Genomic DNA, 18,734 nt, shown 5'->3' on the forward strand with positions numbered 1-18,734 from the left:
CATTAAATCGGGCCGAGAAGTGGCCAAAGAGGGCGAGGAGAAACGCATGGCGGATCTGGCAGGCAAGGTCGTTGTCGTCACGGCGGCGGCGCAAGGCATCGGCAGGGCGAGCGCATTGGCCTTCGCCAAGGCAGGCGCCGTCGTGCACGCCACCGACATCAACGAGGCGCTGCTGGCCGAACTCGCCAAGACCTCCGGCATCAAGACCCGCAAGCTCGACGTCCTCAACGATGATGCCGTCACGTCGGGCTTCGCCGAAATCGGCCGCGTCGACGTGCTGTTCAACTGCGCCGGCTTCGTTCATTCCGGGTCCATCCTCGAGATGAAGGATGCCGATCTCGACTTCGCCTTCAACCTCAATGTCCGCGCCATGATCCGCACCATTCGGGCGGTACTGCCCGGCATGCTGGAGCGCGGCGATGGCTCGATCATCAACATGTCGTCCGTCGCCGGCGCCGGCAAGGGCGTGCCCAACCGCTTCGCCTATGGCGTCTCCAAGGCGGCCGTGATCGGTCTCACCAAGGCGGTTGCCGCGGACTATGTCGCCAAGGGCATTCGCTGCAACGCCATCTGCCCCGGCACCGTCGAGAGCCCGTCGCTGCAGGACCGCATGCATGCGCAGGGCGATTACGACGCGGCCCGCGCAGCCTTCATTGCCCGCCAGCCGATGGGCCGTCTCGGCACGCCCGAGGAAATCGCCGATCTTGCGGTTTATCTGGCCGGTGCCACGTACACCTCAGGGCAGGCCTATAATATCGACGGCGGCTGGTCGATCTGAGCAATAGCCTTGATCCGCAGGTCCAGGCTCGAACAGTTCTAAAGTCCGGCTTGCCCCAGGTCGGGTCCGATAGCCAGAGTCCGCCCAGTCATCGCTTGGCGGAGCGAGTTTTGAAAACGGCCTTGGGCCACAATTTGGAGAGCAAGATGAAACTGCTGCGCTATGGCGAGATAGGGAGCGAACGCCCCGGCCTGCTCGATGCGGATGGAACGATCCGCGATCTTTCGGGTCATGTCGCCGACATTGCCGGCAAGGCGCTCGATCCGGCGTCGCTCGAGACATTGTCGAAGCTCGATCCGAACTCGCTGCCGGCGGTTTCCGGCAAGCCGCGCCTCGGCGCCTGCGTCGCCGGCACCGGCAAGTTCATCTGCATCGGCCTGAATTATTCCGACCACGCCGCCGAAACCGGCGCCGCCGTGCCGCCGGAGCCGATCATCTTCATGAAGGCGAGCTCGGCCATCGTCGGTCCCGACGATGATGTGCTGATCCCGCGCGGCTCGGAAAAGACCGACTGGGAGGTTGAACTCGCCGTGGTCATCGGCAGAAAAGCCAAATACGTCACCGAAGCCGAGGCGCTGGATTATGTCGCCGGCTATGCCGTTGCCCATGACGTGTCCGAGCGAGCCTTCCAGGCCGAGCGCCAGGGCCAGTGGACCAAGGGCAAGAGCTGCGACACGTTCGGTCCGACCGGGCCGTGGCTTGTCACCAAGGACGAGGTTGCCGATCCGCAGAACCTCAAAATGTGGCTGACGGTCAACGGCAAGACGATGCAGAACGGCTCGACCAGGACCATGGTCTACGGCGTCGCCTATCTCGTTTCCTATCTCAGCCAGTTCATGTCGCTGCATCCTGGCGACATCATCTCCACCGGCACCCCGCCCGGCGTTGGGCTGGGCATGAAGCCGCCCGTGTTCCTGAAGCCCGGCGATGTGGTGGAACTGGGCATCGAGGGGCTAGGCCAGCAGAAGCAGACCTTCAAGGCGGATGCCTAGCCGCCTCTTCCCTTAGAGCGTTTCACCGTTTGCCGGCGAAACGGTCTATCTCTTTGTTTGCCGGGCGGCTGGCGCCTCTTGTCAGCGCCAGCCCAGAGCCGGCGCGACGTGCTTCAGGATCGCCTCGATGACGTGGGCGTTGTACTCGACGCCAAGCTGGTTGGGGACGGTCAGAAGCAGCGTGTCGGCCTCGGCGATCGCTTCGTCCTCTTTCAGCTGATCGATCAGCACATCGGGCTCCGCGGCATAGGAGCGGCCGAAGACGGCAAGCTTCTCAGGCTCGATATAGCCGAAATGATCTTCGCTGCTGCCGCCGCCGAAATAGGCGCGGTCGCGGTCGTTCACCAGCGCAAAGATGCTGCGGCTGACCGACACGCGCGGCTCGCGTGTGTGGCCGGCCGCCTTCCACGCCGCGCGATAGGCGCGGATCTGTTCGGCCTGCTGGATGTGGAGCGGCTGGCCGCCCTCATCGAACTTCAGCGTCGAACTTTGCAGGTTCATGCCGAGCTTGCCCGCCCATTCGGCGGTGGCGTTGGTAGCGGCGCCCCACCAGATCCGGTCGCGCAGGCCGGCCGAGAATGGCTCGAGCCGCAGCATTCCCGGAGGATTGGGGAACATCGGCCGCGGATTGGGTTGCGCGAAACCTTCGCCGCGCAGCACATTCAGGAAAACCTCGGCATGATTGCGCGCCATGTCGGCATCGCTTTTGCCGTCCTGCGGCACGTAGCCGAAGTAGCGCCAGCCGTCGATCACCTGCTCCGGCGAACCGCGGCTGATGCCAAGCTGCAGCCGGCCACCGGCGATCAGGTCGGCAGCACCCGCATCCTCGGCCATATACAGCGGATTCTCATAGCGCATGTCGATGACGGCGGTGCCGATCTCGATGCGGCTGGTGCGGGCGCCGACCGCGGCCAGAAGCGGAAACGGCGAAGCGAGCTGGCGGGCAAAATGATGGACGCGGAAATAGGCGCCGTCCGCGCCCAGCTCCTCGGCGGCGACGGCCAGGTCGATCGACTGCAGCAGCGCGTCGGACGCCGAGCGCGTCTGGGATTGCGACGAGGGCGACCAATGGCCGAAGGAAAGAAAGCCGATCTTCTTCATGCGCGCATCCTGTTCTTTGATTCCAGTTGCCTACTTCGTCGCCCACGCGATCGGGTTCAATCGACACTGACACAACGCAGTGTCAATGCCGCCGGCCCTTGACGGTTTCGCGACGATACCCATCGGTGCGCAAAGGACCAAGGCCATGGTCCCCGGCGATGCCTTGCGCGACCGCGTCAGCATCTGCCGCGGCGCTTTTGGGGCCAAATGAACCAACCAAAGGCGTTGTACCGCAAACTCCATTCGCTTCAGAGCCCGGTTTTGAAATCTTCTCGCTCATTTAATTCTACAAAATCGGTAGGCTTAATGCGGATAGTGCGTTTGCGAGAAGGAGCCTCGGATGTCAAAAAAGCTGGTGGTGGGGTTGTCCGGCAACCTGACCCGTCCGTCCAAGACGAAGGCATTCGTCAGCCACATCGCCGGTGAGGTGGCGAGCCGGGCCGGCTCGGCTTTGAGCGTTTTCGACATCGAGGATCTCGGCCCGTCCTTTGCGCCTGCAAGACAGCTTGGCGATCTCGATCCGGCGGCGCGCGGTATTATCGAGCAGCTGCTCGGCGCCGACGTGCTGGTGGTCGGCTCCCCGACCTTCAAGGGCAGCTACACCGGGCTGTTCAAGCACTTCTTCGACCTGCTCGACCCGTCGTCGCTGCGCGGCAAGCCGATCATCCTGGCGGCAACAGGCGGCGGCGAGCGTCATTCGCTTGTCGTCGAACATCAGTTGCGGCCGTTGTTCGGCTTCTTCGAGGCGCAGACCCTGCCGACCGCGATCTACGCCTCGGACAAGGACTTTGCCGATGGCGTGCTGGTGTCAGAGGCAGTCAAGGCGCGAGCCCGGCAGGCGGTCGCCGAGGCATGCCGGGTGGCCGGCGTGCCCTACAGCGTCGTCCTTGCCGCCTGAAACCACGATCCGCGACGCAATATTCCATCCCGCATAGACCAGAAGGACGCCTGCAATGACTCGAGCCAGCAAGTCCGATAGCAGGCCGCGGCAGATCAAGCTCGGCGCTTTCCTGCCCGGCGGCGGGCAGCATATCGCCGCCTGGCGTCATCCCGATGCGCCGGCCGACGGCGCCACCAATTTCGAGTTCCACAAGCAGCTGGCGCTGACCGCCGAGCGCGGCCTGTTCGACGCCTATTTCCTGGCCGACAATCTGACGGTCGGCCTCGGCGCCCGCGAGGGCGGCAACGCCAAGATCGCCGGCTTCGAGCCGGTGACGCTGTTTGCGGCGCTGGCGCCGCTGACGACGCATCTCGGCTTCATCGCAACGGCGTCCACCACTTATGAGGAGCCTTACACGCTGGCGCGCAAATTCGCTTCGCTCGACCTGTTGTCGAACGGCCGCGCCGGCTGGAACGTGGTGACCTCGGCCGGCGACGAAACGGCACGCAATTTCAACCGCGACGTCCAGCCCAGCCATGCCGAGCGCTATGCCAGGGCGCATGAGCATGTCGAGACGGTCAAGGCGCTGTGGGACAGCTGGGAGGATGACGCCTTCATCCGCGACAAGCAGTCGGGCCGTTTCTACGACAAGGACAGATTGCACGACATCGACCACAAGGGCGAGCATTTCAGCGTCAAGGGTCCGCTCAACGTGCCGCGCCCGGTGCAAGGACATCCGGTTGTCGTACAAGCGGGGCAGTCGGAAGACGGCCGTGGGCTTGCCGCGCACTCGGCCGAGGTCATCTTCACCGCCCATCAGAAGCTTGAGACGGCGCAGGAATTCTATCGCGACATCAAGGCGCGCGTGGCTGAAGTCGGCCGCGATCCCGACCAGGTGCTGATCATGCCGGGCGTCGCGCCCTTCGTCGGCCGCACCGAGGACGAGGCCCGTGCCAAATACCAACAGCTTAACGACCTTATCCTGCCCGAGGACGGTGTTGCGCTGCTCAACGGGCTTGCCGGCCAGACGCTCGACATCAGGGGCTATCCGCTCGACGGCCCGTTGCCGCCGAGCAAGGAAACCGAAGGCATGAAAAGCCGCCAGGCGCTGATCCGGCAGATTGCCGACGAGCACAACTTCACCATACGCCAGCTTTACCAATGGGTAGCGACGGCGCGCGGCCACTACACCATCGTCGGCAGCGTCACGCAGGTCGCCGACCAACTGGAAGAATGGTTTACCAGCGAGGCGGCCGACGGCTTCAACATCCTGCCGCCCTGGCTGCCCGGCGCGCTCGACGATTTCGTCGATCTGGTCATTCCCGAACTGCAGCGGCGCGGCCTGTTCCGCACGGCTTACGAAGGCCGCACGTTGCGCGAGAACCTCGGCCTCAGGCGGCCGGAAAATCCATGGACCGTCGCTCGCTCGACCGTCCTTGCCGCCGAATGATCCGCGTAGCCGAAGGGGTGAAACAATGACATTGCAGCACATCGATCGGCAAATCACGGTTCGCCGCAGTGGTGGCGAAACCGGGCTCGGCACCGACTTCCTGCGCCTCGGCGGCCGGGCTGCTGTTCGCTTCCTGAAGCGCTACGGCGTGCTTGCCGGCTTCCTGGCGCTCTGGCAGGTGGCGAGCAGCGTCGGATGGGTCAACGCGGCGGTGCTGCCGCCGATCGACATGATCGTCGAAGCGCTCTGGAAGGGGCTTGCCGGCGGCAGCCTGCTCGGCGACATCGCCATCAGCCTGCAGCGCGCCGGCATCGCCTTTGCCGCAGCCGTCGCCGTCGCCATTCCGCTCGGCCTGTTCATGGGCCAGGTGCGCCCGGTCGAAACCGCGCTCGATCCGATCCTGCAGGTGTTCCGGCAGACCTCTGCACTGGCGCTCTACCCGGTGTTCATCCTGCTCTTGGGACTTGGCGAGACCTCGAAGATCTTCGTCATCTTCTGGGCGACGCTGTTTCCGCTGCTGCTCAACACCACCAGCGGCGTCAAGGAAGTCGATCCCAAGCTGCTTGAAATGGCGCGCGTCTATGGTGCGAGCCGGCTCACCGTGTTTCGCCGCGTCGTACTGCCGGGCGCCGTGCCGTCGATCTTCGTCGGCTTGCGGCTGAGCGCCACCACGGCGCTGCTGCTGCTGATCGCGTCCGAGATGATCGGTGCCAACAAGGGCATCGGCTTCCAGGTGATGAACGCGCAGTACAATTTCCAGATCCCGCTGATGTTTGCGGCAATCGTCATCCTCGCCGGGCTTGGCCTGATCGCCAACCACGCATTGGTCACCCTGCAGCGGCGGCTCTGTCGCTGGAGCAATCCTGTCAACTGAGCAGTCCGCCCCTCACCGTTTACCTCACAAGGACCCGATCATGAAAATCACCCGCCGTTCGCTGCTTGCCGGCGCGCCGCTTGCCGCCGGCCTCATCGCCGCCGGCCTGCCGCGCCTGGCCTTTGCGCAAGCCGCAGCCGTCAAGTTCCGCTACCTCGCCAGCCGTGGCAGCATCTCCCCGCATGAGCTGGCCGACGAGCTCGGCTACTTCAAAGGGCTCGGCGTCGAGCTGGAGAATGTCGGCTATTCCTCGGGTGGACCGGAATCGCTGTTTGCGCTGTCTTCCGGCAGCGTCGACATCGGCTCGGCCGCCACCGCGGCGGTGATCAACTCGATCTCCGGCGGCAACGACTTCGTCGCGGCGTATCCGAGCAACGGCATCAACAAGGATGTGAAGAGCGTCTTCTACGTGCTGGAAGACAGCCCGATCAAATCGATCGCCGACATTGCCGGCAAGACCATCTCGGTCAACACGCTCGGCGCTCATCTCGACTATACGGTGCGTGAGGCCCTGCACAGCGTCGGCCTGCCGCCGACCGCCGCCAACCTCATTGTCGTGCCCGGCCCGCAGCTTGAGCAGACGCTGCGCTCGCGCCAGGTCGACATTGCCGGCCTCGGCTACTGGCAGGCGACCTTTGCCGGCGCGCTGGTCGCCAACGGCGGCGTGCGCGGCGTGTTCGACGACACCCAGGTGCTCGGCGAACTCGCCGGCGGCTTCGTCGTACTCAGGCGCGACTTCATTGCCGCCAACCCGGATGCGGCGCGCAACTTCGTCGAACAGTCGGCGCGCGCCTCGGACTGGTCGCGCCAGAACCCGGACGAAGCCCGCAAGGTGCTGGCCACTATCCTCGACAAGCGCGGCGAAAACGGCGATCTCGCCCGCTACTGGACCGGCTTTGGTCTGCGCGAAGGTGCGCAGGCGACCGATCGCGACATCGACTTCTGGGTCGCCGTGCTGGAGCGAGACGGCCGTCTGGCCAAGGGCAAGCTGAAAGCCGCCGACATCCTGTACCGGCCCGGCGAAACCAAGATCAACTGAGCTTTGAAATAGCTGAGAGACAAGATGGCCGGTTCCAACCGTGGCGGAGAGGTCTCGATCCGCGACCTGTCCAAATCCTTCAGCCTCGGCGGGCGCCAGCTTGCCGTGCTGCGGACGCTCAACCTCGACATTCGTTCGGGGGAATGCCTGGTCATCGTCGGCGCCAGCGGCTCCGGCAAGACCACGCTGCTGCGTATTCTGGCCGGGCTGGAGGCGGCCGACAGCGGCGGTGTCGCGATCGACGGCCAGCCGGTGCATGGCGTCGGCGCCGAGCGTGCCGTGATCTTCCAGGAACCGCGGCTGCTGCCGTGGCTGAGCGTGCTCGGCAATGTCGCCTTCGGCCTCGAAGTGCGCGGTGTTCCCAAGAGGCAGGCCGAGGAACGCGCCCGCTTCTACGTCGCCCTGGTCGGCCTTGCCGAATTCGCCGATGCTTTTCCGAGCCAGCTTTCCGGCGGCATGGCGCAGCGCGTCGGCATCGCCCGGGCGCTCACCGTGCAGCCCGAGATCCTCCTGCTCGACGAGCCGCTGGGGGCCCTGGACGCCATGACCAAGATAGGCATGCAGGAGGAACTGGCGCGCATCTGGAGCGAGGAGAACGTCACGATGGTGATGGTCACCCACGATCTGGAGGAGGCGATCTATCTTGCCGACCGGGTGCTGATCCTGCCCAAGGAGAAAGGCGGCGCGGCGCGGTTGATCGACATCGACCTGCCACGCCCGCGCGAGCGCAGCGAGAGCCGCTTCGTGCGCTATCGCGAAGAACTGCTGCGCGAATTCGGCCTGCACTGATCGGGGAAGGGGCCAGCCGTGGCTCCCCCGGAAGATTAGCTCTCGCGATTATTGCTTGGTGAACGTGCCCGTATAGGTTCGGTCGGCAAGCCCATAGGTGACGGCCAGCGTTCCGTCCGCCTGAATGACCGCGCTGACGTCCGCGCCATTGGGAAGGCGCCGCAGTTTCAACGTGTTGCCGAAAATCTTGCCTTCGCCGTCGGCCACGCCCGGTTTGTTGTCGGCGACATCGCCCCAGGCATAGGTGGCGGTGACATTGCCGCCGCGCGTAATCGTCAGCACGGCGAGCTTGCCGTCATACATCCCGTCCAGCTGTCCGCCCCATATGCCGGAAAACGCGACATATTTGGCCGGGACGCCTTCGCCGGGCGGCATAACCCGCACGGATGGATCGAGAACCGCCGCACCATCAGGAGCAGAGATCGCGGCAGGGGCCATGGGCTGAGGTGCGGGCGCTGGCGGCCGCGATGATGGTTCAGGCGCCGACTGGCAGGCGACAAGCATGAATGCCGCGAAACCGAGCGTCGGAAAGAGACTGTTTGGTGGAGCCAATCGGGATCGAACCGACGACCTCTTGAATGCCATTCAAGCGCTCTCCCAACTGAGCTATGGCCCCACTCCGGCAGTCAGCCGTCGCCGTTGCCGGCGAGAGGTCCGGCGCGGGTTTCAGGACCGCGCCGTTTAGTGCAGGCGGCTTCTAACCCCGCCTTCCCTGAAGATCAAGCCTTCGAGGCCCGCTTTTTCATCATAGCCCGTGAACGCCGCTAAATGCATGCGTTCGAAGCGTTCCTAGACTTCGTCGTCGTCGTCGCCGACGCCGATCATGTCGGCGACGTCGTCGTCTTCTTCCTCTTCGTCGGCAAGGAAAGTATCGTCCTCATCGTCGCCTAGATCGACATCGTCCTCGTCGTCGCCCAGGTCGGGAAGCTCGTCGCCGGCCTTGACGTCTTCGTCGGCCTCTTCAAGCGAGACGACTTCAACGCCTTCTTCTTCCTCGGCGTCCACTTCCTTCTCGGCCACTTCCTCTTCCTCTTCGAGGGCGGCGATCTTGCCGTCCTCGAAATAGGAACGCGGATACGTCTTGCCCGTATAGGGCGAGACGATAGGGTCCTTGTTCAGGTCGTAGAATTTTCGGCCCGTTTCAGGGTCGACACGCTTTGTGCCAAGTTCGTTTTTTGCCACGTCAAGCCTCGTCAGTAAAAGAGTGGTCCCCTTAACCACAGTTTACCGCGCTGTCAAAGCGAAAAGCCGGCGTCACAAAACCAAGCACTGAAAGGCCTCGCGCCAAGCGACGACCATGGGGATGACCATTCGTGCCCGCCGTGATACGAGACCGCCGCAACAAATGAAAAGCGCCGGTGCGCCGGCATTCCGTCCAGGGAAATTCCATGTCTCACGCCGCCGCTGCCAAGCCGGCCACCGCCCGCAAATCATCCGCCCTTTCCGGCACCGCTCGCGTGCCGGGCGACAAGTCGATTTCGCACCGTTCCATGATGTTCGGCGGCCTTGCCTCCGGCGAAACCCGCGTCACCGGCCTGCTCGAAGGCGAGGATGTGATGCGCACGGCGGCCGCCATGAAGGCGATGGGCGCGCATATCGAGAAGCGCGGCGCCGAGTGGGTGATCCGCGGCACCGGCAATGGCGCGCTGCTGCAGCCGGAAGGCCCGCTCGATTTCGGCAATGCCGGTACCGGCTCCCGCCTCACAATGGGCCTCGTCGGCACTTACGACATGGAAACGACCTTCATCGGCGACGCATCGCTGTCGGGACGGCCGATGGGCCGCGTGCTCGAACCCTTGCGCCAGATGGGCGTGCAGGTGCTGAAGGCGACGCCGGGCGACCGCATGCCGATCACGCTGCATGGGCCGAAACACGCCGCACCCATTACCTACCGCGTGCCGATGGCCTCGGCGCAGGTGAAGTCGGCCGTGCTGCTGGCAGGCCTCAACACGCCCGGCATCACCACCGTGATCGAACCGGTGATGACGCGCGATCATACCGAAAAGATGCTTAGGGGATTTGGCGCCAATCTCTCGGTCGAGACCGACGAGCGCGGCGTGCGCCACATCTTCGTCGAGGGCCAGGGCAAATTGACGGGGCAGACCATCGCCGTGCCCGGCGACCCCTCCTCGGCCGGCTTCCCGCTGGTCGCGGCACTGATCGTGCCGGGTTCGGACATCGTCATCGAGAACGTGCTGATGAACCCCACCCGCACCGGCCTGCTTCTAACGTTGCAGGAAATGGGCGGCCAGATCGACATCTTGAACCCGCGCAATGCCGGCGGCGAGGATGTTGCCGATCTGCGCGTGCGCTACTCCGAGCTCAAGGGCGTCACCGTGCCGCCCGAGCGGGCGCCGTCGATGATCGACGAATATCCGGTGCTGGCGGTTGCCGCGAGCTTCGCCGAGGGCGAGACGTTGATGCAGGGGCTGGAAGAGTTGCGGGTGAAGGAATCCGACCGACTGGCAGCGGTTGCCAATGGGCTGAAGCTCAACGGCGTCGACTGCACCGAAGGCGAAGCTTCGCTCGCGGTGCGCGGAAAGCCCGGCGGCAAGGGGCTGGGCGGCCATCCTAATGGCCAGGACACGACGGTGCAGACGCATCTCGACCATCGTATCGCCATGAGCTTCCTGGTGATGGGACTGGCAACGGAAAAGCCGGTAACCATCGACGACGCCGCCATGATCGCGACGAGTTTCCCGGAGTTCATGGGTCTGATGACGGGGCTCGGTGCGGAGATCGGGTAGGTTGATGCCAAGCGCAAAGCAAGCAGAGATGTCGGCGGGACAGCGCCCCCCTCTGTCCTGCCGGACATCTCCCCCTCAAGGGGGGAGATCGGCCGTCACAGCGGCTTTCGCCAGTTTTCGAAATTGCAGGAAAGAGTGGGGCGCAGAAGCTTCTGATCTCCCCCCTGGAGGGGGAGATGTCCGGCAGGACAGAGGGGGGCGCGAAGGATCGCGGCGTCTGTCTTTTTCATCGAGCCTTTCGATCGTGTTGGCCCGCCAATGACCTTCACCATCGCCATCGACGGTCCCGCCGGCGCCGGCAAAGGCACGCTGGCCCGACGTCTGGCCGACCACTACCGCCTCAACCTGCTCGACACCGGCCTCACCTACCGCGCCGTCGCCTATGCGTTGATCCGGCACGCGCTGCCACTCGACAATGTCTCGGCAGCCGAAACCGCCGCACGCCAGGTCGATCTGGCAAAGCTCGACCGTGCGGTGCTGTCGGCGCATGCGGTTGGCGAGGCGGCCTCGAAGGTCGCGATTTACCCTACCGTCCGGCGCATCCTGGTCGAAAAGCAGCGCGATTTCGCCAGGACACCGCCAGGCGCGGTGCTCGACGGGCGCGACATCGGCACGGTCGTGTGCCCTGACGCCGACATAAAGCTCTATGTGACGGCGAGCGCCGAAGTGCGGGCGCAGCGCCGGCTGGCCGAGATCGAAAGCATCGGCGGCACCGCCGATTTCGCCGAAATCCTTGCCGATATTGTGCGCCGCGACGAGCGCGACATGGGCCGCGCCGACTCGCCGCTGAAGCCGGCGGCGGACGCGCACTTGCTTGATACCTCCGAAATGGCTATAGAGGCCGCGTTTCTAGCGGCCAATGCGATCATCGACGACGCCCTGGCCAAGAGAGACAAAGCCTGATCCAGGGTTTTCCCGCTCCACCGATTGCCGGAAGCGAAGAAAATAGCCATATCGGGCACGAACCAGCCTGCCAGCATTCTTCATGCGCCGGAATTGCCGCTTAGGCGGCCCAGGGCTTTTGTAGCCCGGAACGCCGGCAGGCCAACGCAACGCTAACCCACGGCGCCCGTCCCGCTTCAGATGCGGGGCACTCCAGGAGAAAATATGTCAGCTGCAAATCCCACTCGCGACGATTTCGCGAGCCTGCTCGAAGAATCATTTACCACCGGTCACTCCGGCGAAGGTCAGGTCGTCAAGGGCACGATCCTGGCGATCGAAAAAGACATGGCCATCATCGATGTCGGCCTCAAGGTCGAAGGCCGCGTGCCGCTGAAGGAATTCGGCGTCAAGGGCAAGGACTCGACGCTCAAGGTCGGCGACACGGTCGAGGTCATGGTCGAGCGCATCGAAAACGCGCTGGGCGAAGCCGTCCTGTCGCGCGACAAAGCCCGCCGCGAAGAGAGCTGGGTCAAGCTCGAAGAGAAGTTCACCAAAGGTGAGCGCGTCGAAGGCGTCATCTTCAACCAGGTCAAGGGCGGCTTCACTGTCGACCTCGACGGCGCCGTGGCCTTTCTGCCGCGCAGCCAGGTCGATATCCGCCCGATCCGCGATGTCTCCCCGCTGATGCACAACCCGCAGCCCTTCGAGATCCTCAAGATGGATCGCCGCCGCGGCAACATCGTTGTGTCGCGCCGCACCGTGCTCGAGGAAAGCCGCGCCGAACAGCGTTCGGAAATCGTGCAGAACCTCGAAGAGGGCCAGGTTGTCGAAGGCGTCGTCAAGAACATCACCGATTACGGTGCGTTCGTCGACCTCGGCGGCATCGATGGCCTGCTGCATGTCACCGACATGGCGTGGCGCCGCGTCAACCATCCGACCGAAATCCTCAACATCGGTCAGACGGTCAAGGTGCAGATCATCCGCATCAACCAGGAAACCCACCGCATCTCGCTCGGCATGAAGCAGCTCGAGAGCGATCCGTGGTCCGAGATCGGCACCAAGTTCCCGATCGGCAAGAAGATCAAGGGTACCGTCACCAACATCACCGACTACGGCGCGTTCGTCGAGCTGGAGCCGGGCATCGAAGGCCTCATCCACGTTTCGGAAATGTCGTGGACCAAGAAGAACGTGCACCCCGGCAAGATCCTGTCGACGACGCAGGAAGTCGACGTGGTCGTGCTCGAGGTCGATCCGGCCAAGCGCCGCATCTCGCTCGGCCTCAAGCAGACGCTGGAAAACCCGTGGCAGGCTTTTGCCGCGAGCCATCCGGTCGGCAGCCAGGTCGAGGGCGAGGTCAAGAACAAGACCGAGTTCGGCCTGTTCATCGGCCTTGAAGGCGACGTGGACGGCATGGTGCACCTTTCCGACCTCGACTGGACCCGTCCGGGCGAGCAGGTCATCGAAGAGTACAATCGCGGCGACATGGTCAAGGCGCAGGTGCTCGACGTCGACATCGACAAGGAGCGCATCTCGCTCGGCATCAAGCAGCTGGCCAAGGATACGGTCGGCGAAGCGGCGACTTCAGGCGAACTGCGCAAGAACGCGGTGGTCACCTGCGAAGTCACCGGCATCAAGGATGGCGGTCTGGAAGTGCGGCTGGTCGACAGCGGCATCGAGACCTTCATCAAGCGCAACGACCTCAGCCGTGACCGTGACGAGCAGCGCCCCGAGCGCTTCTCGGTCGGCCAGAAGCTGGACGCCCGCGTCATCGCCTTCGACAAGAAGACCCGCAAGCTGCAGGTCTCGATCAAGGCGCTGGAAATCGCGGAAGAGAAGGAAGCCGTCGCACAGTACGGCTCTACCGACTCCGGCGCTTCGCTGGGCGACATCCTTGGCGCCGCGCTGAAGAAGCAGGGCAGCTAAGCCGCTTCGCGCGCAGCGCGTAAGCCGCTTCGCGCAAGCGTAAACCTCGGCTGCGCCTCACGCGCGGCTTGAACAAGAAGACCCGCGGGCCGCAAGGCTCGCGGGTTTTTTCATGCTCGGCGACGCGGTTGGCACAAGACAAAGACGGCGGAACCCCTTCAATTCCGCATGCGCGGCTGTAGGCTCGGCTGTCGTTGCAGACGTAAACACGGAAGTCCGGCCCTTCGGGCAACGGAGAAGCATGCGCGATGAAGGTCGTCGAACTCTATCGCTATCCGGTCAAGAGCCTGCGCGGCCATGCCGTGCCGAGCGCCGACATCGAGACAATGGGCATGGAAGGCGACCGCCGCTGGATGGTCGTCGACAAGGATGGGCAGTTCCTCACCATTCGCCAGATACCTGATATGACGACGATCGACGTCGAGCATCGCGGAACGGGCATCCTGTTGAAACATGACAGGCATGGCTCGCACTTCGTCGAGGCACCGGCTCCCGGCACCGCGCTCCGGCAAGTCAAGATCTGGAAGGATATGGTTGCCGCGCGGCCGGGCGATCCGGCCGCCGGCGCCTATCTCTCGGCTATTCTTGGCCGGCCTGTCGATCTCGTCTATTTCGACGATCCGCAAAACCGGCCGGTCGATGCGAAATTCGGCCAGCCCGGCGATTTCGTCGGCTTTGCCGACGGTTTTCCGCTGCTGATCGCCACGACAGGCTCGCTGAACCATCTGAACAGCCATCTTGCCAGGCCAATCGAGATGGCGCGGTTCCGGCCAAACATCGTCGTCGACGCAGACGGCGCATGGCTCGAAGACAGCTGGAAGACGATCGGCATCGGCGCTGTCGAGTTGCGCATCGCAAAGCCCTGCTCGCGCTGCGTCATCACCACCCGAGATCCGTTGAGCGGCGAGCAGCCGGACCCGCGCGAGCCGTTGCAGACGCTTGGCAAACTCCACCGCTCCGCCAAGGGCGGCATCATTTTCGGCCAGAATGCCATTCCCAACAACGCCGGCACGATCGCCATCGGCGACGCAGTCGAGGTCGTGGAAGTGGGGTCTCGAACCTGACGTAGTCGCAGGCCTTCTAGTCTAATGCCGTGGAGGCGTCGGCGGTCGCCATGATTGAATGGCCAACCTCCGCTGTAGATCAGGCGAGGTCGGCAAAGGCCGCCATCGGAAGCCAAACCAAATGAGCCGCTCTGCGCGGCGGAACTTCAGGCGCGGCCGTAGAGCGGCACCAGCGTGCCGCTCATTGCCAGATTGGCGGGTGATGCCAGATAGGCGATTGCCTCGGCGGCGGCTTCGAGGCTGACCCATTTGCCGAAATCGGCGTCCGGCATATCGGCGCGGTTGGCCGGCGTATCGAGCGTCGAAGGCGCAACCGCATTGACCAGGATACCCTTGCCTTTCAGCTCTTCGGCCATCGCCACGGTCATCGCTGCCACCGCCGCTTTGCTGGCGCTATAGGCGACCATGCCGGCACCCCGGCGCGGGTCGAGCCCGGCGCGTGCCGTGACATTGACGATGCGGCCCGCTGTGTTCGAGCCCAGCATGGAGCGCACCGCAGCGCGGCAGCACAGAAAGGCGGTGCGGGCGTTGGTGTCCATCATTTCGGCAAAGGATGCGGATTCGATCTTCTCGACCGGGGCTGCGGCAAAGCCGCCGGCCAGATGGATGGAGGCCCACAATTCGGGGACGCTGTCATAGAAGGCATCGACCTTGGCAGGATCGGCGAGATCGACATTGTGCGCCAGCCGGACGCGATCATGGGCCGCGAAGGGGAAATGCGAGGGGGCCGACGCGTGGGCATTCGGCACATGGCAGATCGCGCCGTCCCCCAGCAATTTGCCGACGACCGCGGCACCCAGCGCCCCGGTGCCACCGGTCACCACGATATGCTTGCCCTGAACTGTTTCCGTCATCCTGGACGCTCCTGTCGTTTCTTATGATTATGTCGCTTGTCGTGCCGCGCCGACGCAGAGCGTCGCGCCTTTTGCACGATCACTCAACCGACATCTCGACATGGCAGTTGTTGCGTCTTTGCATCGCTCGAAGTCGCCGACCGCCCCTTCCGACCCCCGCGCATGGACGTACGGCGCGCGACCAGGCGTCAGTCGATGGTGATTTCGATGACGTGCGGCAGTCTGGTTGCGCGTGCGCGTTTGAGCGCATCGGCGAGACCGGCAGTACCGGCAAGCCGCTCGGCTGATATGCCGTAGGCCTCGGCCAGCTTGCAGAAATCCGGCGGCGCCGGGGACACGCCGACCGGCTCGACGCCGACATCGAGCATCGACGTTTCGATCTCGCGATAGCCTCTGTTGTTCCAGACGACGAAGATGACCGGTGCGGGTGCATCGAGCGCCGCGCCCAGCTCCGGCAAGGTGAACTGGAAGCCGCCGTCGCCGGTGAGGCAAACCACCGGCACGCCGGGCATGGCGAGCGCTGCGCCGATCGCCGCCGGCGGCCCGTAGCCGAGCGCGCCGAAACCGGTGGCGGCGTTGAACCAGCCGCCTGGCCGGTCATGGTCGTAATAGAGATTGGCGGCGTAGATCGGCTGCGTGGAATCGCCGACGATGATGGCGCCCGGCAGTGCGTCGCGGATGGTTTCCACCGCACGCACCTGCGCGGCATAGGCCGGGCTGAGCTCGGCAAAGGCCGCCTTTCTCGACGCGGCTGCGCGGCTCTCGCCGTCCTTCGCTGCGGCATGATCAGGGTGGAGCGCGCCTAGCAGTGCACCAAGTGCCTCCGCGCAATCGGCCTGGATGCCGACGCTCACCGGGCGGCGGGCGAGCTGGTCGGCGCCGATATCGATGCGGATCAGATTGGCGGGCAGCACGAAGCCGCCGTCGCTGTAACCGTCATAATCGGTCGGGCCGAATTCGGTGCCGGCGGCGATAACCAGATCGGCGTCTGCCATCAGCGCACGCACCGCCTTCAGGCTGGGGCTGGCCGGCACGCAAAGCGGATGCGCGTGCAGCAGACCGCGCGCATTGGCGGTCTGGACGACAGGCGCGCCGAGCCGCTCGGCCAGGCGCTGCAGTGGCTGTTCAGCGCGCTTGGCACCGCCACCGGCAAGGATCAGCGGCCGGCGCGTGGCTGCGATCAGTCTGGCGGCCTCGGCAATGGCCGCGCCATCCGGCGCGGGCGCCGCCGCATTGGTGAGCGAAGCAGCGATGCCGTCCGCCGGTTTGACCATGACGTCGGTCGGGATTTCGATATGGACGGGGCCCGGCCGCGACGACGAAAACAGCGCGAAGGCCCGCGCCAGAGCGCCCGGCAATTCGCTGGCCTCGGTGACACGCTGCGAAAACAGCGCCACCTTCTCCATCATGCCGCGCTGGTCCGGCAGTTCGTGCAGGAAGCCCAGCCCCTTTCCCAGCGTCGGCATCGCGTTGACGCCCGAAATCACCAGCATCGGCACCGAATCGGCGCGCGCCTGGCCCATTGCGGTGATGGTGTTGGTCAGCCCCGGTCCGGTGATGACAAAGGCAACGCCCGGCCGGCCGCTGGCACGGGCATAGCCGTCGGCCATGAAGCCGGCGCCCTGTTCGTGACGCGGCGTGACATGGCGTATCTTTGAACGCGCCAGCCCGCGGTAAAGCTCGACAGTGTGGACGCCAGGAATGCCGAAAACGGTGTCGACGCCATGCGCTTCGAGCAGCGTGATCAGCGCTTCGCCGATGGTGGTCATGGCTTCTCTCCCTTTTGCGGCGCGAGGCCGAGCTCGGCCTCTATGGCTTTGACGCCGATCGCCGCCAATTCGCCAGGCGAGAACATCTCTGCGGCCAGACAGCCTTCGATCCAGAGCCCGTCGATGATCGCGTTGATGGCAATGGCATGGCGGCGCAGTTCATTTGCGTTTGGCCTGCGCTGCTCGGCGCCGAGCACTTCGGCAACGACTGCTTCCACCTCGTTGCGAAAGCCGAGATAGCCTTCGCGGTGGGCGCGAGCCAGGCTCGGATCCGCGCCGGCGCGGCCGATGAAGGTTGCCCACAGCGAAAACACGCGTGCATCGATGATCGGCGCGTTGAGGTTGGCAGTAACGAAGGCGGCAAGGCGCTGGCGCGGCGAGGCGTTTTCCATGAGCAATGCCGCCTTCGCCTGCTCGATCATGCGGCCCATCAGCGCCGCGTAGGCTTCCTGCAGCAAGTCTTCCTTGCCGGGGAAATAGTGCCGGATCAGCCCGGCGGTGACGCCGGCGCGCAATGCGATGGTGCGCAGGCTGGCGCCCTCCAGCCCATGTTCGGCCACGCTGTCCAGGGTCGCGTCGATCAGATCCTGCCGCCGCCGCTCCTCGCCCTCGCGGCGGAACTTGCGGCGCTCATTCATTGCCGCAGGATGGGCCGCGTCAGGCATGTCGGCCCACCTTCGCAGGCGATGCAGAGCGCATCCGCCTCGAAGATTTGAACCGTGCAGCCGGCGGCTTCCATCGCGGCCTTGGTCTTGGGAAAGCCGGCGACGGCAATGACCTTATGCGGGCTGGTCGGCAGCACGTTCAGGCTGAGGCCGTTCGAAGCGGCAAACTCTTCGGCGTCGCCTTCCACCAGCCGGATGCCGCGCGCCTTCAGCAACTGATAGAACGGCGCCGGCAAAAGCGGTGAATAGACCAGGGCCAGGTCGTCGGCCAGCGGGCTGATCACCGACATCAGATGCAGGCACGCCTCCTCGCCCTGCCACAGCGGCAGATCGAAACCGTAGACGGAAATGGCGAGCGGCGTCAGCAGGTTGGAAACCTGCTGTATGCCTTCCTGGTTGGAGCGCACCCCGCGCCCGATTACCAGCGTGTTTTTATCCAGCCATACGCAATCGCCGCCTTCGACCTGGCCGGGAGCCTCGACGCGGCCGAGGATAGGAATACCTAGGCGTGTGTAGGTTTCCTCATGCAGCGATGGCTCCCGGGCGCGCAATGGCTTGCCCATGGACAGGATCAGCGCGCCGCGGTCGGTCATCAGCGACGGGTCGTGGGTGAATACGGAATCCGACAGCCCATCGGCCTTGTCATCGATCCATTCGATTTCGGCGCCGGACGCCGTCACCAGCTCAGCGAGAGCCGCGTGCTGCGCCGCCGCTTTCGCCGGGTCGAAACCCGGGCCATAGTGCCAGATAACCCGGTCGGCACCGCGCATGGCATTGGCCGCCGACCGCATCAGCACGCGCCGCAACGGCGCCGCCATGGATTGTGATCCGAAAGCGCTCATCAGTGCCCTTTTCAATGCCGTGTTCAAGGTGAAAAAAATGGAAAAAATTTCATCGGAGGCTATTTATACACTTGCACAATAAGGC

At 64.5% G+C, this 18,734-nt stretch carries 20 protein-coding genes and 1 tRNA gene; 12 read left to right on the top strand and 9 right to left on the bottom strand.

Going from position 1 to position 18,734, the window contains the following annotated elements; translation table 11 throughout:
• Positions 1-46: 46 nt before the first annotated feature.
• Both X730_RS147975 and X730_RS147970 read left to right on the top strand, forming a co-directional pair.
• Positions 47-778: an SDR family oxidoreductase gene (locus X730_RS147975; RefSeq protein ID WP_023689209.1), complete on the top strand. Its 732-nt coding sequence runs from the start codon at positions 47-49 to the stop codon at positions 776-778.
• A 146-nt stretch (positions 779-924) separates the two neighbouring features.
• Complete coding sequence (locus X730_RS147970) at positions 925-1,770, top strand: fumarylacetoacetate hydrolase family protein (RefSeq protein ID WP_023742297.1); 846 nt, start codon at positions 925-927, stop codon at positions 1,768-1,770.
• 81 nt (positions 1,771-1,851) lie between these two features.
• Here the strand turns inward: X730_RS147970 and X730_RS147965 are convergent, their stop codons facing one another.
• Together X730_RS147965 and X730_RS1000000167555 are read right to left on the bottom strand one after the other, a co-directional pair.
• Entirely contained in the window at positions 1,852-2,871 is a 1,020-nt protein-coding gene (locus X730_RS147965) for an LLM class flavin-dependent oxidoreductase (protein ID WP_023826648.1), read from the bottom strand.
• An 82-nt stretch (positions 2,872-2,953) separates the two neighbouring features.
• Entirely contained in the window at positions 2,954-3,151 is a 198-nt protein-coding gene (locus tag X730_RS1000000167555) for a hypothetical protein (protein ID WP_155922462.1), read from the bottom strand.
• Between the two features lie 60 nt (positions 3,152-3,211).
• Here X730_RS1000000167555 and msuE point away from each other — a divergent pair, with 60 nt between their 5' ends.
• From msuE to X730_RS147940, 5 genes are read left to right on the top strand one after another with little or no spacing between them, the layout of a single operon-like run.
• Positions 3,212-3,769: an FMN reductase gene (msuE, locus tag X730_RS147960; protein ID WP_023683545.1), complete on the top strand. Its 558-nt coding sequence runs from the start codon at positions 3,212-3,214 to the stop codon at positions 3,767-3,769.
• Between the two features lie 55 nt (positions 3,770-3,824).
• Positions 3,825-5,201 (top strand): LLM class flavin-dependent oxidoreductase, encoded by a 1,377-nt coding sequence (locus tag X730_RS147955; protein ID WP_023703676.1) that lies wholly within the window; start codon positions 3,825-3,827, stop codon positions 5,199-5,201.
• A gap of 25 nt (positions 5,202-5,226) precedes the next feature.
• The gene (locus X730_RS147950) at positions 5,227-6,075 is read left to right on the top strand and encodes an ABC transporter permease (protein ID WP_023826649.1); all 849 of its coding nucleotides are present in this window, start codon (positions 5,227-5,229) and stop codon (positions 6,073-6,075) included.
• Between the two features lie 40 nt (positions 6,076-6,115).
• Positions 6,116-7,114 (top strand): ABC transporter substrate-binding protein, encoded by a 999-nt coding sequence (locus X730_RS147945; RefSeq protein WP_023671310.1) that lies wholly within the window; start codon positions 6,116-6,118, stop codon positions 7,112-7,114.
• 24 nt (positions 7,115-7,138) lie between these two features.
• Complete coding sequence (locus X730_RS147940; protein WP_023671311.1) at positions 7,139-7,903, top strand: ABC transporter ATP-binding protein; 765 nt, start codon at positions 7,139-7,141, stop codon at positions 7,901-7,903.
• 48 nt (positions 7,904-7,951) lie between these two features.
• On the opposite strand, the gene X730_RS0133940 is transcribed toward X730_RS147940, so the two are convergent.
• The 3 genes from X730_RS0133940 to X730_RS147930 form a co-directional block, all read right to left on the bottom strand.
• Positions 7,952-8,341, bottom strand: a complete 390-nt coding sequence (locus X730_RS0133940) for a hypothetical protein (RefSeq protein ID WP_023683541.1) — start codon at positions 8,339-8,341, stop codon at positions 7,952-7,954.
• 102 nt (positions 8,342-8,443) lie between these two features.
• Positions 8,444-8,519: transfer RNA gene (locus X730_RS147935), tRNA-Ala, on the bottom strand.
• Between the two features lie 173 nt (positions 8,520-8,692).
• Positions 8,693-9,085: a TIGR02300 family protein gene (locus X730_RS147930; RefSeq protein ID WP_023683538.1), complete on the bottom strand. Its 393-nt coding sequence runs from the start codon at positions 9,083-9,085 to the stop codon at positions 8,693-8,695.
• A 206-nt stretch (positions 9,086-9,291) separates the two neighbouring features.
• On the opposite strand from X730_RS147930, the gene aroA reads away from it, so the two are divergent.
• From aroA to X730_RS147910, 4 genes are all read left to right on the top strand, one after another.
• Positions 9,292-10,650, top strand: a complete 1,359-nt coding sequence (gene aroA, locus X730_RS147925; protein WP_023826650.1) for a 3-phosphoshikimate 1-carboxyvinyltransferase — start codon at positions 9,292-9,294, stop codon at positions 10,648-10,650.
• Between the two features lie 258 nt (positions 10,651-10,908).
• On the top strand, positions 10,909-11,553 hold the full coding sequence (gene cmk, locus X730_RS147920) for a (d)CMP kinase (protein WP_023826651.1): 645 nt from the start codon (positions 10,909-10,911) through the stop codon (positions 11,551-11,553).
• 204 nt (positions 11,554-11,757) lie between these two features.
• The gene (rpsA, locus tag X730_RS147915) at positions 11,758-13,455 is read left to right on the top strand and encodes a 30S ribosomal protein S1 (RefSeq protein WP_023671316.1); all 1,698 of its coding nucleotides are present in this window, start codon (positions 11,758-11,760) and stop codon (positions 13,453-13,455) included.
• A 248-nt stretch (positions 13,456-13,703) separates the two neighbouring features.
• The gene (locus X730_RS147910) at positions 13,704-14,519 is read left to right on the top strand and encodes an MOSC N-terminal beta barrel domain-containing protein (RefSeq protein ID WP_023826652.1); all 816 of its coding nucleotides are present in this window, start codon (positions 13,704-13,706) and stop codon (positions 14,517-14,519) included.
• 146 nt (positions 14,520-14,665) lie between these two features.
• Here X730_RS147910 and X730_RS147905 read toward each other — a convergent pair whose 3' ends face one another.
• The 4 genes from X730_RS147905 to X730_RS147890 form a co-directional block, all read right to left on the bottom strand.
• Positions 14,666-15,373, bottom strand: a complete 708-nt coding sequence (locus X730_RS147905; protein WP_023714555.1) for an SDR family NAD(P)-dependent oxidoreductase — start codon at positions 15,371-15,373, stop codon at positions 14,666-14,668.
• Between the two features lie 188 nt (positions 15,374-15,561).
• Positions 15,562-17,142 carry a 5-guanidino-2-oxopentanoate decarboxylase gene (locus X730_RS147900; RefSeq protein ID WP_023826653.1) on the bottom strand — a complete coding sequence of 527 codons (1,581 nt, stop codon included), beginning with the start codon at positions 17,140-17,142 and terminating at the stop codon, positions 15,562-15,564.
• On the bottom strand, positions 17,139-17,807 hold the full coding sequence (locus X730_RS147895; RefSeq protein ID WP_023755778.1) for a TetR family transcriptional regulator C-terminal domain-containing protein: 669 nt from the start codon (positions 17,805-17,807) through the stop codon (positions 17,139-17,141). The genes X730_RS147900 and X730_RS147895 overlap by 4 nt, the downstream gene beginning before the upstream one ends.
• The gene (locus X730_RS147890; protein ID WP_023826654.1) at positions 17,777-18,649 is read right to left on the bottom strand and encodes a dimethylarginine dimethylaminohydrolase family protein; all 873 of its coding nucleotides are present in this window, start codon (positions 18,647-18,649) and stop codon (positions 17,777-17,779) included. Before X730_RS147890 ends, X730_RS147895 begins: the two co-directional genes overlap by 31 nt.
• On the opposite strand from X730_RS147890, the gene X730_RS1000000168185 reads away from it, so the two are divergent.
• A complete protein-coding gene (locus X730_RS1000000168185) occupies positions 18,576-18,731 on the top strand; it encodes a hypothetical protein (protein ID WP_196813600.1) in 156 nt (51 codons plus the stop codon). The genes X730_RS147890 and X730_RS1000000168185 overlap by 74 nt on opposite strands.
• Positions 18,732-18,734: the final 3 nt, after the last annotated feature.

This window comes from Mesorhizobium sp. L103C131B0 (genome assembly GCF_000502275.1).
In the GTDB taxonomy this organism is placed as follows: Bacteria; Pseudomonadota; Alphaproteobacteria; order Rhizobiales; family Rhizobiaceae; genus Mesorhizobium.